4 protein-coding genes are annotated in these 18,307 nt (G+C 38.0%); 2 read left to right on the forward strand and 2 right to left on the reverse strand.

All coding sequences use genetic code 11. The features are described from left to right. The first annotated feature begins 131 nt into the window (after window positions 1–131). Window positions 132–3,086, forward strand: coding sequence for a filamentous hemagglutinin N-terminal domain-containing protein (locus CFPU101_RS13060; RefSeq protein ID WP_206815782.1), 2,955 nt, complete (start codon window positions 132–134; stop codon window positions 3,084–3,086). A gap of 106 nt (window positions 3,087–3,192) precedes the next feature. Here CFPU101_RS13060 and CFPU101_RS13065 read toward each other — a convergent pair whose 3' ends face one another. Continuing rightward, complete coding sequence (locus CFPU101_RS13065; RefSeq protein ID WP_206815783.1) at window positions 3,193–3,405, reverse strand: DUF2839 domain-containing protein; 213 nt, start codon at window positions 3,403–3,405, stop codon at window positions 3,193–3,195. A 117-nt stretch (window positions 3,406–3,522) separates the two neighbouring features. Here CFPU101_RS13065 and CFPU101_RS13070 point away from each other — a divergent pair, with 117 nt between their 5' ends. Further along, window positions 3,523–4,845, forward strand: coding sequence for an aminopeptidase P N-terminal domain-containing protein (locus CFPU101_RS13070; RefSeq protein WP_374191952.1), 1,323 nt, complete (start codon window positions 3,523–3,525; stop codon window positions 4,843–4,845). A gap of 98 nt (window positions 4,846–4,943) precedes the next feature. On the opposite strand, the gene CFPU101_RS13075 is transcribed toward CFPU101_RS13070, so the two are convergent. Then, the gene (locus tag CFPU101_RS13075) at window positions 4,944–18,296 is read right to left on the reverse strand and encodes a non-ribosomal peptide synthetase (RefSeq protein WP_206815784.1); all 13,353 of its coding nucleotides are present in this window, start codon (window positions 18,294–18,296) and stop codon (window positions 4,944–4,946) included. Between the last annotated feature and the right edge of the window lie 11 nt (window positions 18,297–18,307).

Genomic DNA, 18,307 nt, shown 5'->3' on the forward strand with positions numbered 1-18,307 from the left:
ATTTAGACGCTCAACAGTTTATCTTGCAAATCTAAGTAGTATTTTAATACTATTTTTGACATTAATTAATATTGATCATTAAAGTTCAATAATAATATTTAAACAACATCTGATTATTTTCTTATCAAAAAATGACTCAGCTATCCTTCCGTCTTACTTTTGGAATAATCCTAACTTTACTGAACAATTTAATTGATGGTCGAATAACGATTGCTCAAATCATCCCCGACTCTAGCCTCGGTGCAGAAAGCTCAAGAACTCGACCAGATACCATTAAAAATTTGCCCAGTGATGTGATAGAAGGCGGAGCAACACGCGGTAGCAACTTATTTCACAGTTTTCGTGAATTTAACGTCAACGAAGGTAGTGGAGCTTATTTTGCTAATTCTGGAGCGATTCAAAATATCTTTTCACGAGTGACTGGGGGAAATATTTCTCAGATTTTCGGAACACTTGGTGTTTTAGGAAATGCCAATTTATTTTTGATTAATCCTAATGGGATTATTTTCGGGGCGAAGGCTAGTCTTGATGTAGGGGGTTCATTTGTCACAACAACAGCCAATGCTGTTCAGTTTGGCAACCAGGGATTTTTCAGTGTTTCTGAGCCTCAAGCTCCTCCGTTATTGACCGTTAATCCTTCTGCATTATTATTCAATCAACTAAACGCTCAACGAATTGAAAATCGGTCAATTGCACCAGCAGGACTCGACAGTTTTAAATCTCCACTATCTGGTTTGAGGGTTCCCGATGGTCGAAGCTTACTTTTTGTGGGTGGGGAGATAGTTATAGATGGTGGTGGTGGAGTTCACACAGTCATAGAGATAAATCGAGATCAAGTTAAAGAAGTTGTTAATGCTGGATTGCATGCTTTAGGAGGACGAATAGAATTAGGAGGCGTAGCAGAGCCAGGAATAGTAGGACTAGATTTTCTAGATGATCAAGGTAATCTATTACATTTAAGTTTTCCCGACAATTTAGCACGAGCGAATATGTTACTCACCAATCGAGCTTTGATCGATGCCAGAGCTACTAATCCTAACCTTAGCACGGTTGGAAATGGCATTCAGTTACAAGGTGGGCGCGTCGAAATTACTAATGGAACGCAAATTGTTACAGATACCCAAACATCGCAAAAAGCTGGAGATATCATCATTAGAGCCTCACAATTAATTATCTCTGGATCACGCATCTCAACTATTGCTGGCGATCCTAATAGCCGAATGACGGGAAATGCTGGTTCTTTAACTGTAAATGCTACAGAATCAATGGAAATAAATGCCGAAGCGAAACTAAAACCAGTGCAATTGAGAATAAACAGAAGAGAAATACAAACAAGAACAATAGAAAGCGGTTTGTTTACTCAAACTAATGGTTCTGGAAATAGTGGTGAGATGCTCATTAAAACTGGACATTTAAGTGTTCAGAATGGGGCGGAAATATCAACTAGAGCTAATAACAGAAGTCAGGGAAACGCTGGTCTTATGACCGTGACTGCCACAGAATTAGTAGAAGTTGTAGGTAAAGACAGCAAGTTAGTTACTCAGAGTGACGGTAGTGGAGATGCTGGAAACCTAACTATAAAGACTAGGCAGTTAATAGCCAAAGATGGAGGACGCTTACAAACGGATACCCTTGAGCGAGGACAGGCTGGAACTTTGATAGTTGAAGCTACCGAGTCGGTAGAAGTGAGTGGAAGAGGAACTGATGGTTATAACAGTCGCTTGTCTGCTGCGGCTCAGGAAAATTTTACGGCGGAGACTGGAGACGGCGGAGACATAATCATTGAGACAAAACGATTATCTGTTCTTAATGGTGGGCGGGTAACCACTTCCACTATAACTGGTGGAAATGCTGGAAACATAACAATTAAAACAGGGGAATTGATTGTAGGAGGAGTTTTAAGCGGGGATGTAGCACGAATAACTACTTTTACTTCTGGTGGTGGCAAACCTGGAAGTATCTATATTAAAGCTGATTCTATCTCACTTTTCGACAATGGCTTGATTTCTGCTGCTGTCAACCCTAGAGCAAGTGGGAATGCACAAAGACAGGGCGGTAATATTAACATTCAGACCCGAACCCTCTCAATAACTAACGAGGCTCAAATCCTTGCCAGCACCGCTAAAAAGGATCAAGCAGGCAACATCAAGATTAATGCTGAAGAAATCGAGTTGAGTGGTGAAGGAGGTCTGTCTGTGGCAGCAACTGAAGGGGGTAGAGCAGGCAATTTGACGGTTACAACAGGAAAGATGATTATTGAAAATGGAGCGCAAGTCTCCGTTAGCAGTCCTCAAGGACAAGCAGGCAATATAGATATTACCGCTAATTCTTTATCGATGAACCGAGGTACAATTTCTGCTGAAACTGGTCAAAGTCAAGATGAACAGGGAGGAGCGAAGATTAAGCTACAAGTATCAGACGTGTTGCTCATGAACAACGAAAGTACAATTTCTGCGATCGCTTTAATTAACGCTAATGGCGGTAACATCACTATCTCTGCACAAGACATCCGTTTACAAAATGATAGCGATCTCCGTACCAATGTTTTAAGTGGTGTTGGTGGAGGTGGTGATATTACTCTGAGTGCTAATTCGATTTTGGCTTTCAACGATAGTGATATTCTCGCTTTTGCTCAAGATGGAATCGGCGGTAATATTATCCTCAATACTCCCGTTTTCTTCGGCAATGGCTATCAGGCAACTGATAAGGTCAATCAAAATCCTAATACTTTAAATCATAATAACCGAGTCGATCTTAATGCTAGTGGTGCCGTCTCGGGTGTGATTAGCGTCCCTGATTTAACCTTTATTCAAAATAGCCTGTTTGAATTACCAGAAACCTTAATCAATACAGATAATTTAATTGCGTCTAGCTGTGTCGTTCCCAATCAAGAAAAACCAAGTACATATATTCTAACTGGCCCTGATGAATTACCCACTCGTCCTAACAATCATCTATCATCCCCCTATCCGACGGGAACAGTTGAAACAATCCCTAACTCATCTCCTGCAAAAATTGAGGAGCCATCAGGGTTTTTTCGTCTTAATGATGGAATAATGGTTTTAAGTAAAAAATGTTATTATTGAAAAAATTTTGGCTTCTTGGTTCTTGGCGTACCCGTTCTAAATAAAAACTGGTGCCATCACAAGGGAAGCACCAAAAAGTATAAATTTACTGCCCACTAAAATTAAATTATTCGACCATCCACCAGCCAAAAGCAGGCCCAATAAAGCGAATGGTAAACCAAACGGCGGCTAATGCACCGATGCCAAACCATGCACCTTTAGTGGTTATTTTATAAGCATCATCGGCTTGTTTTTTAGTCAAAGGAAGCCAAGAGATAAATTTTTCTTCTTGTCCGTATTTTTCGCCTAGTGCTGTTTTGCGACGTTTTGATTCACCCATAGCCTTACAATAGTAGCGTTTATCTTGATCATAGCTTGTCGTTGAAACCTTCAGCCGTCTTAATACTTTTTTTCCATAATAGAAAATGAATCTTTATTTTTGGATACGATCGCTTTTATGATAGATATTACTCAAACAGAATGTCGTCAACGTCGAGAAAAGTTGATGGAAAAAGTAGGCAATGGTACCGCGATTTTTCGGAGTGCGCCCCATGCCGTAATGCACAATGATGTAGAGTATGTTTATCGCCAAGATAGTGATTTTTTCTATTTGACAGGGTTTAATGAACCTGAAGCAGTTGCAGTTTTAGCCCCCCATCATGCCGAACATCGTTTTATTCTGTTTGTACAGCCCAAAGACCTAGAGAAAGAAACTTGGACGGGCTACCGTTGGGGTGTTGAAGGGGTTAAGGAGTATTTTGGGGCCGATGAAGCATATCCGATACATGAATTAGATGAAAAATTACCCCAGTATCTTGAAAAAGCCGATCGTATTTTCTATCATTTAGGACGCGATCGTAAATTCAATGATACCATTCTTTCACACTGGCAGCGTTTGATTGCGGGCTATCCCAAACGAGGATGTGCCCCTGTAGCCATCGAAGATACTAACTTTATTCTCCATCCGATGCGACTGGTTAAAAGTCCGACTGAATTAGAAATGATTCGTCAAGCAACGGCCATTTCTGCAACGGCACATAATCGAGCCAGAGAGTTTGCAAAAGTGGGAAAATATGAATATCAAATCCAAGCTGAGATTGAACATACTTTCCGTATCGAGGGTGGAATTGGCCCTGCTTATCCGTCAATTGTCGCATCTGGTAAAAATTCTTGTATCTTGCATTACATTGAAAATAACTGTCGGTTACAGGATAATGATTTACTCCTCATTGATGCGGGTTGTTCCTATGGCTATTACAACGGCGATATTACTCGTACTTTTCCCGTTAATGGTAAATTTACACCCGAACAAAAAATCATGTATGAACTGGTTTTAGATGCCCAATTAAAAGCGATTGAAGCTGTACAACCAGGTCAGCCATATAATTGTTTTCATGACACCGCCGTTAGGGTTTTAGTCGAAGGATTAATGGATTTAGGGTTATTAGTGGGGGATATTGAAGAGATTATTAAAGAGGAAAAATATAAGCCTTTTTATATGCACAGAACTGGACATTGGTTAGGATTAGATGTGCATGATGCGGGGGGTTATAAATGTAATGAGGAAACATGGCAAACCTTACAAGCGGGTCATGTTTTGACCGTTGAACCAGGGATTTATATTTCACCTGATATTAAACCCGTTGAAGGGCAACCCGAAGTACCCGAAAGATGGCGAGGGATTGGTATTCGCATTGAAGATGATATTTTGGTGACTCCAACAGGACATGAGGTTTTAACATCTGCTACACCTAAATCTGTTGAAGAAATGGAATATTAATCTTGTAGAGACCCCTATCAAATGGTGTAGGACTAAAGAGGGTTTGGCAACCAAACCCCTACGCCCTTATTAAAATTTTGATTAAATCAGATTTAGTATTATTGCCCAATTTTTTCTAAACACTGTTTGATACAGGAGGCTAAATCTGTTACAAAAGGAGGACGGACTATCGTGTAATGATCACTGGTTACTGAGTAAATATTAATGCCACCCGTCGCTAAGTCAGACCATTTGTTTAAATTATCAATCATGTCTTGGGTTAAATTATCTCCCGTCGCTTGGAATAAAGTCACTTGTCCTGTATAGGGTTGAGGTTGATAAGCATTTAAAGCATTAATACTTTTTTGATACACTTGCCAAAAATAGTTTGCTTGTTCTACGTCAAAATCGTCAGTAATTAAATTCATTTTTTGAGCCGTTTCAAACGCTAGAATAAATTGTTGTTCTTGATTCAACTCAGAAATATCGATTTCAAACGCAGGAAGGTCAATATTAAATAAATCAGCTAATAAATTAAGCGGATTATCAAATTCTATCGTTTCAGTTTTTAGAACATACGTATCAACTAAACCAACAAAAGCCACCGTTTGCCCTTGTTGTTGGAGTTGTTGCGCCATTTCATAAGCGATTAAACCACCAAAAGACCAACCACCGAGTAAGTAAGGGCCTTGCGGTTGTTGAGTTTGAATTGCCTCTAAATAGTATTGCGCCATTTCTTCAACACGATTCATCTTATCTAAATTAGCTGCTTGCAATCCGTAAAAAGGTCTATCTGTGCCTAATTGTTGTGCTAAATCAAAATAGCATAAGACCATTCCCCCGACTGGATGGACAAAAAATAAGGGTGATTGAGTTCCTTTGGGTTGAATTGAAACTAAGGGAGAATCTAAAAATGAATGATTTTGGCGTAAAAGATTTGCTAATTGTTCAATGGTGGGTGAACCAAAAAGTGTCGCTAACGGTAAAGATTGTCCAAGCTGTTGTTTAATCGAAGACATGAGACGCACAGCTAAGAGAGAATGTCCACCGATTTCAAAGAAATTATCTTGAATGCTAACCGATTTAATCCCTAAAATTTCTGACCAGATAATAGAAAGTTGTTTTTCGATCATATCTCGTGGCGCAACAAAATTAGCATCGTCGATGTTTGTCTCAGGTTCGGGTAAAGCTTTCCTGTCGATTTTGCCGTTGGGTGTTAGAGGAAGTGATTTTAGGAAAACAAAGCGAGTCGGAATCATGTAACTCGGTAGTTTGTTTTGTAAAAATTGCCGAATTGTACTGGGTGATAAATGTTCTGAGTGGGTCACGAGATAAGCGATTAATTGTGTATCTCCTGTTGTATTTTCTCGACAGATAATAACCGCATCGGTAATATCGTGATTTTGCAAGATAACCGCTTCTATTTCGCTAATTTCAATCCGTAAACCTCGTAATTTAATTTGATTGTCGATGCGTCCGATGTATTCGATAAGACCATTGGGTAAATAACGCGCTTTGTCTCCTGTTTTGTATAATCTTGTACAGACGCAATGTAAAGAGTCTCTACTAAAGGGATTTGGGATAAATTTTTCTTGTGTCAGTTCTGGACTATTTAAGTAACCTCTAGCTAATTGTATTCCCCCGATGTGTAATTCTCCCGTTACTCCAATGGGTACGGGTTGCTGATAATTATCTAATATGTAGATTTGTGTAGTGTTAATCGGATAACCAATGGGAACAGAATTAGAGTTAAGTGGTTGTGTGATGGGATAGACGGTAGCGACAACAGTTCCTTCTGTTGGCCCGTAGGTATTTAGTAATAAAGGATAATGACCTACTTGGTCTAACCAAAGATTAACGGTTTGTACTGATGCAGCTTCACCACCGATGATGACTAATCTAAGTGAGGTTGGTAATTTGAGGTGATTTGTTGTTAAATGATGGGTTAATTGGTGCCAATAAGCGGTTGGTAAATCCCAAACGGTTAATCCCCATTGTTCACTCTTTTCTAAAAAATCGTAGGAATCTAGTAGATGTTCACTTCGTAAATATAATGTGGCACCTGTACACAGAGTACAATAAATTTCTTCGACCGCAGCATCAAAACTAATGGTTGCAAACTGTAAGACTTTATCGACAGGACTAAAATCATATATCTCAATTGCAGTTTGAATAAAGTTAACGACTGCTTGATGAGGTATCATGACACCTTTAGGCTGTCCTGTTGACCCAGAAGTGTAGATAATATAGGCTAAATTTTCGGCTTTTACTGGAGAAATTGGGTTATTTGTGGGATAAGAGGCAATGATTGACCAATCTGTATCTAAATAGAGGATGTTTACTGGTTTATCACTAAAATTTGCTTGAAATTTGGATAAAGTGAGAACAGTATTAATTTGAGCATCTTCTAGAATATAGTCGAGTCTTAGTAATGAATACATGGGGTCAAGTGGAAGATAAGCACCCCCCGCTTTAAGAATACCTAAAAGTCCAATCAGCATTTCGATTGAACGTTCGATAAATAGTCCCACGCAAGTTTCAGGTTGTACACCCAATGATTGTAGATAATGCGCGATAGAGTTAGCTTTTTCGTTTAATTGACGATAGGTTAAGTGTTGATTCTCAAAAACGACAGCAATAGCATCAGGTGTTTTTTCGACTTGGGATTCAAATAATTGATGTAAGCATTGAGTGGTTGTAAGGTTACTTTCTGTAGGGTTCCACTCAAAAAGAATTTGCTGTTGTTCTTGTTCACTCAGTAGCGGCAGATTTTGAATAGATTCTGTAGGATTGGAAATAATGGCTTGTAATAAATTATGCAAATGTTGATTAAGCCGTTGGATGGTGTCAGGATGAAATAGATTGAAATCATATTCCCATTCCCCTAACAGTCCTTGTTCTGTTTCTTTAAATGATAAGGATAGATTAAATTTAGCGGTTTGTGTCTGGATAGGGAGAGGTGTTAGGTTTAATGATTCTAAATTGAACTGACTCATTGACTCATTTTGTAAATCAAACATTACCTGAAATAAAGGATTTTGTTTAAGATTTCGTTCAATTTGCAGTTCATCGACAAGTTTCTCAAACGGAATATCTTGATGTGCATACGCATCTAAACAGGTTTGTTTAACTTGTTGGAGAAGGTCAGAAAAACTAGGGTTGTTTTCTAGATTAATTCTGATAGGTAAACTATTGACAAAAAAGCCAATTAATGGTTCTAGTTCGGCGCGATTTCGGTTAGCGATGGGTGAACCGATGATGAGGTCGTTTTGTCCACTGTAACGCGATAGCAACACACTAAAAGATGTTAACAGTAGCATGAACAGCGTAACCCCATTTTGTTGACTGAGGGTTTTTAGCTTTTGAGTGATATCAGAGTCGAGTTGAATTTGTATGATTTCGCGTTGAGGATTTGGTAGTAGGGCAACAAGGCGATCGTATGGTAAGGTTAAAGTGGTTGGACAATTTTTTAGTTGATTTGACCAGTATTGCAGTTGTTGGTCTAAGTATTCACCAGTTAAGCTTTGTCGTTGCCATACAGCAAAGTCAGCATATTGAATTGATAAGTCAGATAATGGTGAAGGTTGATTATTGATATAAGCTTGATAAAGAGTGGAGAGTTCAGAGATTAAAACACCCATTGACCAACCATCACAGATAATATGATGTAGTGTTAGTACAAGAATATAGCTTTCTTCGTCTTTCTTAATTAAAGTAATTCTTGCTAAATGGTCTTGTGCTAGGTTGAATGGTGTTTCGATTTCTGTATTAATTAGATTAAAGATTTCTGATATATCTGTAACTAGAATTTCTTTGATTTGAGAATCGACTTCTTGATGGATGACTTGTACGGGAACACCATTATCATTAATAAAGTTCGTGCGTGAGACTTCGTGACGAGACACCAGTGTTGACCAACTTTGCTGTAAAGCATCTTGGTTCAATTGTCCAGACACTTCTAAGACAAATGGCATATTATAAATACTCGAACTACCTTCTAATTGGTCAAGAAACCAAAGTCTCGTCTGTGCAAAGGATAGCGGTAAATTGTCGCGGTTGGCTACTCGAACAATTGGATGTAAGATAGCTTCTGGTTGCTCAAATGTAGTAATGTGTTGTGCAAGTTGTTCTAGAGTCGGATAAGAAAATAAGCTTTTGATGGGAAGTTCAACTTTTAAGCTTTGGCGAATTCTCGATACGATTTGTGTGGCTAAGAGAGAGTGTCCCCCCAGTTCAAAGAAATTGTCTTTTAGATTAATGTTGTCAATTTTGAGGATATCTGACCAGATTTGGGCTAAAAGCTCTTGTGTTGGGTTTTTGAAAAGAGTTTGACTTTCTCGAGTTTGATGAGGTTCGGGTAATGCTTTTCGGTCAATCTTACCATTCGGTGTCAGGGGAAACGCATCCAACCAGACAAAAGATGTAGGAATCATGTACTGAGGAAGCTTATCTCTGAGGTACTTTTTAATATCTAATGATGTCTTACTGATTAAGTAGGCAACTAACCGTTTATCATTTTTGTCATCTTCTCGTACAATGACAACTGCTTTTTCAATTTCGGGATGTTGATTTAATACTGCTTCAATTTCTCCTAATTCGATACGGAAACCCCGAATTTTGACCTGAGAGTCCAAACGACCCAAATACTCTAGATTTCCATCACTTAGATAGCGTACCAAATCCCCTGTTTTATAAAGACGACTATTTTGATGAGGGAGAAATCTTTCTGCGGTAAGTTCGGAACGATTGACATAACCTCTAGCAAGTCCCATACCACCGATGTATAATTCTCCTGAAACCCCTAGCGGTACAGGTTGCAGGTGTGTATCAAGAACATAAAACTGTGTATTGGCAATGGGACGACCAATCAGAATAGATGAACTATTCACGTGATAGATTGATGACCAAATCGTTGTTTCTGTTGGCCCGTATAGGTTCCAAACTGTTTGACCCCGTTCTAATAATTGTTGTGCGAGTTGGGAGTCTAAAGCTTCCCCACCGCAAAGAATTTTTAATGTTTCATTTCCAGACCATCCGACGGATAATAATAATCGCCAAGTTGCGGGGGTTGCTTGCATGATGGTTATCTCGTTCATCTTGTCAAGTAGTTGATATGCATCACTTGCAACTTCCCGACTTACTAATACGACTTTTGCACCGACTATTAAAGGTAAATAGAGTTCTAATGCTGCAATATCAAAAGATAGGGTGGTGACTCCTAATAGAGTATCGTCAGAAGAGAGCTGTAAAGCATCCTGCATGGAACAGAGAAAATTGACTAAAGCACTTTGCAGAATTTCTACACCTTTCGGTCTCCCTGTCGAACCAGATGTATAAATAATATATGCTAAATTTTCTGGAGTAACCTGATTCTGTGGATTTTCGGGATTTTCTTGGTTAATAAATTCCCATTCTCTATCTAGATAAATTATTTTACTAACTCCATCTATCCCGACTCCCGATTGAGTCAGTAGGAGCGATATTTGAGCATCTTGTATGATATAGTCGAGTCGTTCTTGTGGGTAAGTTGGGTCAAGTGGAAGATACACCCCCCCAGCTTTGAGAATTGCCAAAAGTCCAACTATCATTTCTAAGGAACGTTCGACACATATTCCAACTAAGGTTTCTGATTTAACTCCCTGTTTTTGGAGATAATGAGCAAGTTGATTCGCTTTTGTGTTTAATTGCCGATAGGTGAGATGTTGATTTTGATAAACTACAGCAACAGCATCGGGTGTTTTAGTAACTTGTGTTTCAAATAACTGATGGATACATTGAGGTGGATAGTCTTTTTCAGTTTGGTTCCATTCAATGAGGATTTTGTTAAGTTCAGCTTGGGTTAAGATGTTGATTTGTTTTATCGGTTGTGTGGGATGAGTAATCAGATTTTGTAATAGGGTTTCAAAATGTTCTATCATGCGGTGAATCATTGCTGATTCAAAAAGCTTTGTCTTATATTCCCATTTCCCGATTAATTGGTTTTCTGTTTCTTCAAAGGATAAAGTTAAATCAAATTTAGCTGTCTGAGATTCGATTTTTAAAGGACTTAAAGTTATCTCGTCTAACTTGAGTTGGTCAAACGGCATTTTTTGTAAGTCGAACATCACCTGAAATAAAGGATTTTGCGACAAATTACGTTCAATTTGCAATTCATCAACCAGTTTTTCAAACGGGATATCTTGATGTGCATAACCCTCTAAACAAGTTTGACGAACTTGTATCAGTAACTTTTCAAAACTCGGATTATCTTCTAAGTTAATTCTTAAGGGAAGGCTATTGACAAAAAAGCCAATTAAGGATTCTATTTCAGTGCGGTTACGGTTGGCAATGGGTGAACCGATGATGATGTCATTTTGTCCACTGTAGCGCGATAACAAGACTCCAAACGCCGCTAACAGCAACATGAACAGCGTAACCCCATTTTTTTGACTCAGGGTTTTGAGTTGTTGAGTTAATTCTACGTCCAGTATTTTTGTGATATTCTCACCTTCAATCGATGCTGTAGTAGGTGTTAGCTTTTTAGGTAGATTTAAAGTAGTAGGACAATCTCTTAGTTGTTGTCTCCAGTATTGTAGTTGTTGGTCTAAATAGTCTCCTGTTAAGCTTTGTCGTTGCCATATTGCAAAGTCAGCATATTGAATGAATAGGTCAGATAAAGGTGAGGGTTGATTGTTGATATAAGCTTGATAGAGGGTAGAGAGTTCTTGGATTAAAACGCCAAGTGACCAGCCATCACAGATAATATGATGTAAAGTGAGTACCAAAAGGTAGTTATTTTCGTCTTTCTTAATTAAACTGATTCTTCCTAATGGGTTTTGTGCCAGGTTAAATGGTGTTTCAATTTGTGTGCTGATTAAATGTGGGATTTTTGATATATCTGTAACATTAATCTCTTTGATTTGAGTATCGACTTCTTTGTGTATAACTTGTACGGGAACACCATCATCATTAATAAAGTTCGTGCGTAAGACTTCGTGACGAGACACAACAGTTGACCAACTTTGTTGTAAAGCATCTTTGTTCAATTGTCCAGACACTTCTAAGACAAATGGCATATTATAAATACTGCTAAGTCCCTCTAATTGGTCAAGAAACCAGAGTCTCGTCTGTGCAAAGGATAAAGGTAAATTTTCTCCTCTAGTAACTGGGACAATAGGGGGTAAGATAATTTCTGGTTGCACAGATGTAGTAATGTGTTGTGCGAGTTGTTCTAGAGTCGGATAAGAAAATAGACTCGATAAAGGCAATTCAACGTTTAAGCTTTGTCGAATTCTTGAGATGATTTGTGTGGCTAAGAGAGAGTGTCCCCCCAGTGCAAAGAAATTGTCTTCTAAACTAATCTGTTCGATTTTGAGGATATCTGACCAGATTTGAGCTAATAGTTCTTGTGTCGGCGTTTGGGGTAGTGTTTTAACTTCTGTCTTTAAATTCGGTTCGGGTAATGCCTTACGATTGATTTTACCATTCGGTGTTAAAGGTAAACGCTTTAAAAACACGAAAGCAACGGGTATCATGTATGCCGGGAGTTTATCTTGCAAATATACTTGAAGTTCTGCAAGCGAGGACAATTCTGGGTTAGAAACGAGATAAGCGACTAATTGCTGATTTCCTGTAGAATTTTCTCTCTTGATGACTACACATTCTTGAATTTGTGGATATTGATTCAATACTGCTTCAATTTCGCCTAGTTCAATGCGTAAACCCCGCAATTTAACTTGATGATCGATGCGTCCAATATATTCGATGTTGCCATCACTTAAATATCGTGCCAAGTCTCCTGTTTTGTAAAGACGCGCTGTATCACTTTCACTAAAAGGGTGAGGAATAAATTTCTGTTGTGTTAATTCTGTGCGGTTCAGATAACCTCTAGCTAATTGTACTCCGCCTATGTGTAATTCTCCTGCCACACCCACTGGTACGGGTTGTAAGTCTGAATCTAATATATATAGTTTTGTATTAGCAAAGGGTTTTCCGATGGGGACGATTTTATCTGAAGAATACTCAACGGTAGTAGAGTGAAAATATGAACTATCAATAGTTACTTCAGTCACTCCATAAGCGTTAATGATGCGAGTCTGTTGTCCACACAACTGTTTAAGGGTTTGATGTTCACTCCAATACCAGGTATCTGAACCGACAATCAGCAATTTCATTGATTCTAATTTTTGTTGGGTATCAATCAAATATTGCATCAAGTTTCGGACAACCGCTGGCACAAAGTCACCACAATCTATCTTTTCTTGTTGTATTAATTGATACAGTTGCTCAGGTTCTAGTAATTTTTCTTTCGGACAAATGACTAATTTACCTCCTGAACACAAACATCTTACCCAGTCTCCAGTGAAAACATCAAAGGAAAAACTAGCCATTTGTAAATAACTCTGACAATTGGTTTTGAGTTGATAGGCACTTTCCCAAGCGTGATAAATATTGACTAACCCTTGATGTTCTATCATTACGCCTTTGGGTTGTCCAGTTGAGCCAGATGTATAGATAATATAGGCTAGATGATGGGATTCTATGGAAGTAATTGGGTTCGTAATGGAATCAGAAAATACATCTGTGTCGAGACAATAGATGTGAGTGACTTTATCGATAAATTGCTGTTGTAGATGATGCTGTGTCAGTAAGATGTTGATTTGTGTTTCATTAAAGATATAGTCGAGTCGTGAAGTGGGATAATTGGCATCAATCGGTACATATGCACCACCCGCTTTAAGAATGGCTAGAACACCGATTATCATTTCTAAGGAACGTTCGACACAGATACCCACTAAGGTTTCTGGTTTGACTCCCTGTGAAATCAGATAATGTGCGATAGAATTTGCTTTTTCGTTTAACTGACGATAGGTAAGATGTAGATTTTGATAAACTACAGCAACATCATCGGGTGTTTTAGTAACTTGTGTTTCAAATAACTGATGGATACATTGAGATGGATAGTCTTGTTCAGTTTGATTCCACTCAATAAGGATTGTGTCAAGTTCAGCTTGGGTTAAGATATTGATTTGTTTTATCGGTTGTGCGGGATGAGTAATCAGATTTTGCAGTAGGGTTTCAAAATGCCCCATCATGCGTTGTATTATTGAGCTTTCATAAAGATTACTATTAAATTCCCATGTTCCTTTTAATTGGTTTTCCGTTTCTTCAAAGGATAAAGTTAAATCAAATTTAGCTGTTTCTGATGTTCTGATTAATGGTTTTAAATTTAGATTATCTAACTTGAGTTGGTCAAACGGCATTTTTTGTAAGTCGAACATCACCTGAAATAAAGGATTTTGCGACAAATTACGTTCAATTTGCAGTTCATCAACCAGTTTTTCAAACGGAATATCTTGATGTGCATAAGCATCTAAACAGGTTTGTTTAACTTGTGTCAGTAACTTTTCAAAACTCGGATTATCTTCTAAGTTAATTCTTAAGGGAAGGCTATTGACAAAAAAGCCAATTAAGGATTCTATTTCAGTGCGGTTTCGGTTGGCGATGGGTGAACCGATAATGATGTCGTTTTGTCCACTGTAGCGCGATAACAACACTCCAAACGCCGCTAACAGCAACATGAACAGAGTCACCCCGTTTTTTTGACTAAGGATTTTGAGTTGTTGAGTTAGTTCTGCGTCAAGTTCTCTCGAAATGGTATGGCTTTTATTAGTCAATGTTGATGCAGTCGTTTTTTTAGGTAGATTTAAAGTGGTAGGACAATTCTTTAGTTGTTGTCTCCAGTATTGTAGTTGTTGGTCTAAGTATTCACCAGTTAAGCTTTGTCGTTGCCATATTGCAAAGTCAGCATATTGAATTGATAGGTCAGATAAAGGTGAGGGTTGATTTTGTAGATATGCTTGATAGAGAGTGGAGAGTTCAGAGATTAAAACATTGATTGACCAGCCATCACAGATAATATGATGTAGAGTGAGTACCAAAATGTAGTTATCTTGACCTGCCTGAATCAAGGTTATGCGTACTAAACGGTCTTGTGCTAAGTTGAAGGGTTTTTCTGTTTCTGTCTGGATAAGATGTTCAACGTCTGCAAAATCTTCTAAATAAATGTAGTTAATCTGAGTATCGATGCTGTTATGTATAACTTGTACGGGAATACCATCATCATTAATAAAGTTCGTGCGTAAGACTTCGTGACGAGACACAACAGTTGACCAACTTTGTTGTAAAGCATCTTTGTTTAATTGTCCAGAAAGTTCTAAGACAAATGGCATATGATAAGTGCTAGAAGTCCCTTCTAATTGGTCAAGAAACCAAAGTCTAGTCTGTGCAAAAGATAAAGGTAAGTTCTCGCGGTTGGCTACTGGGACAATAGGGGGTAAGATAATTTCTGGTTGCACAGATGTAGTAATGTGTTGTGCGAGTTGTTCTAGAGTCGGATAAGAAAATAGACTCGATAAAGGCAATTCAATTTTTAAGCTTTGGCGAATTCTTGAGACGATTTGTGTGGCTAATAGAGAGTGTCCCCCTAGAGCAAAAAAATTATCTTCTAAACTAATCTGTTCGATTTTGAGGATATCTGACCAGATTTGAGCTAATAGTTCTTGTGTCGGCGTTTGGGGTAGTGTTTTAACTTCTGTCTTTAAATTCGGTTCGGGTAATGCCTTACGATTGATTTTACCATTCGGTGTTAAAGGTAAACGCTTTAAAAACACGAAAGCAACGGGTATCATGTATGCGGGGAGTTGTGAAAGTAGATGTTCTATTAATTCTTTCTGCGGTAGATGTTCTACATGAGAAACTAAGTACGCAACAAGTTGTTCTCCTGTTGCACTTTCTCTTTTGACAACGACACTTTCTTGTATTTGTGGATGTTGGTTGAGGACGGCTTCAATTTCGCCTAGTTCAATGCGTAAACCCCGCAATTTAACTTGATGATCGATGCGTCCAATGTATTCGATGTTGCCATCACTTAGATAACGCGCTAAATCACCTGTTTTGTAGAGTAAAGCATCACGATTCTCACTAAAAGGGTTAGCAATAAATTTCTGTTGTGTTAATTCAGGACGATTCAGATAACCTCTAGCTAATTGTACTCCGCCTATGTGTAATTCTCCTGCTACACCCACTGGTACGGGTTGCAAGTCTGAATCTAATATATACAGTTGTGTATTGGCTACTGGGCGACCAATGGGAACAGTAGTACGATTATCTAATATCTTACATGACCAATAACTAACATCGATCGCGGCTTCGGTCGGGCCATACAAATTCTCTAAATTACAACTTAATTTCTGGAAAAACTGTTCTACTAAATCATAACTGAGAGCCTCCCCACTACAAATTACACGTTTTAGACTAATACATTTTTCGACATCTATTTCCGCAAGAAATTGCCGTAGCATCGATGGGACAAAGTGAATTGTACTAATTTGCTGTGTTTGAATCAGTTGAACCAAATATGCACTATCCCGATGTCCTTCTGGTTTTGCAAAAATAAGTTTAGCACCTGTGATTAAGGGCCAGAAAAATTCCCAAACTGAGACATCAAAACTAAAGGGGGTTTTTTGTAAAATGCGGTCATCTGCTGTTAAAGGATAGGTTTCTTGCATCCATAGCAAACGGTTGGTCACTCCGCGATGAGTATTGATGACTCCCTTGGGTTGTCCCGTCGAACCCGATGTATAAATTAGATAGATAGCGTTGTCTGAATTAACGAGGTCTATCGGTTGAGTGGTTGGTTGTTGCTCAATGTCCGCCCAATCTTGGTCTAAGATAATTAGATGACCATGATAATCGCTAAAGTTGTTTTTAAGATGTTCTTGGGTAAGAATAATCGGACAGTCGGCATCAGCTATCATGTATGCCAGTCGTTGTAATGGATATTCAGCATCTAACGGTACATATGCACCACCCGCTTTAAGAATGCCGAACAAACCAATTATTATTTCTAAGGAACGTTCAACGCAGATACCAACTTTAGTTTCAGGTTTGACTCCTTTTGAAATAAGATAATGTGCGATAGAGTTAGCTTTTTCGTCTAATTGTCGATAAGTTAGATATTGATTTTCATAAACTACAGCAACAGCATCTGGTGTTTTTTCAACTTGTTTTGTAAATAACTGATGGATGCACTGTTCTTGTTCTGGGTAGTCTTTTTCGGTTTGATTCCATTCCACCAAAATTTGTTTTTGCTCTGCTTGGCTTAAAATGGGTAAATGAATAATCGGTGTTTCTGGATGAGTGACCATTGCCAGTAGCAAGGTTTCTATATGCCCCAACATTCGAGAAATGGTGTCATCTTCAAAGCAATTTTGATTATAAGTAATATTAAGGGTTAATTCGGCACTAGGAATCACCGTTAAGGTTAGAGGGTAATTTGTCCAGCTAATCCCTTGAACGTTTTTAAGTTGTAAGCCATTTTCTTGATTAAATAAAGATGAATCTAGCGGCGCATTTTCAAAAACAAGAATACTATCAAATAAAGACTGTTCGCTTTTGACCTCACTCCATTTCTGGATATCAACTAAAGATGTATAGGAGTATTGTTCTTGTTCAATCTGTTGAGCTTGGATTTGTTTTAGCCAAGGAATTAATTGAGTATTTTCTAAAATTTGCACTCGTAAGGGAAGAGTATTAATAAACAACCCTATCATTGACTCTATACCCGCTAAAGATGGGGGTCGTCCTGATACTGTCACGCCAAAAACAATATCTGATTCACCACTGTATCGACTGAGTAATATACTGCAAGCACCTTGAAATAAAGTGTTAAGCGTAATCCGATTCTGTCGAACAAAATTAGTTATTTTTGTAGTTGTGTCTGCTGAAAATAAATAGTTTTTATTTTTAAACTGAATTTTATTTTGATGATTTTTTTGCGCTAAAAGTGTTGGTGTAATAAAATTAGTTAATCTATTTCGCCAAAATTTCTCAGCTTGGTTTAAATCTTGTTTTTGTAACCAAGCAATATAATTTTTATAGGGAATAGTGGGTTTTAATTGTAGTTCTCGTTGTTCTAAATAAGCATCGTAATAAGCAAAAATTTCTTGGAAAAGCAAAGAAACTGACCAAGCATCACATAAAAGATGATGAAAACTCCAAATTAAATAAAAGCTTTCCTGTTCTATTTGTATTAGTGTACAACGCATCAAAGGCGGTTGACTTAAATTAAAAATTTGTGTTTTATCAAAGTTCAGATAAGCTTGTAACTTTTTTAAGTGTTCTTCTTTAGAAATATTTTGCCAGTCTTGATATTGAACCGTAAACTTTGCTGTTTTTAAGACAACTTGTACAGGTTGTTTTAAGTTTTCCCAAGCAAACAAGGTTCTTAAAATAGCATGGCGTTTTACCACTTTATCCCAAGCATATTCAAAAGCTTTTACATTTAACTGTCCTTGCAAAAGACAACTATACTGTTCAATATATAAACCAGCATCAGGCATCATCAGAGTATGAAAGAGCATACCCTGTTGTACAGGTGACAAAAAATAAATCGTTTCAATATTTTTATTGTTGCTCTGTAACTCTACCATTGTCTCCAATC

This window comes from Chroococcus sp. FPU101 (genome assembly GCF_017312365.1).
Taxonomy (GTDB): Bacteria; Cyanobacteriota; Cyanobacteriia; order Cyanobacteriales; family Microcystaceae; genus Chroococcus.

Excerpts from the sequence above, each read along its gene's own strand:
- CFPU101_RS13060 (WP_206815782.1), top strand. The coding sequence starts at position 132 with ATGACTCAGCTATCCTTCCGTCTTACTTTTGGAATAATCCTAACTTTA.
- CFPU101_RS13065 (WP_206815783.1), bottom strand. The coding sequence starts at position 3,405 with ATGGGTGAATCAAAACGTCGCAAAACAGCACTAGGCGAAAAATACGGA.
- CFPU101_RS13070 (WP_374191952.1), top strand. The coding sequence starts at position 3,523 with ATGATAGATATTACTCAAACAGAATGTCGTCAACGTCGAGAAAAGTTG.
- CFPU101_RS13075 (WP_206815784.1), bottom strand. The coding sequence starts at position 18,296 with ATGGTAGAGTTACAGAGCAACAATAAAAATATTGAAACGATTTATTTT.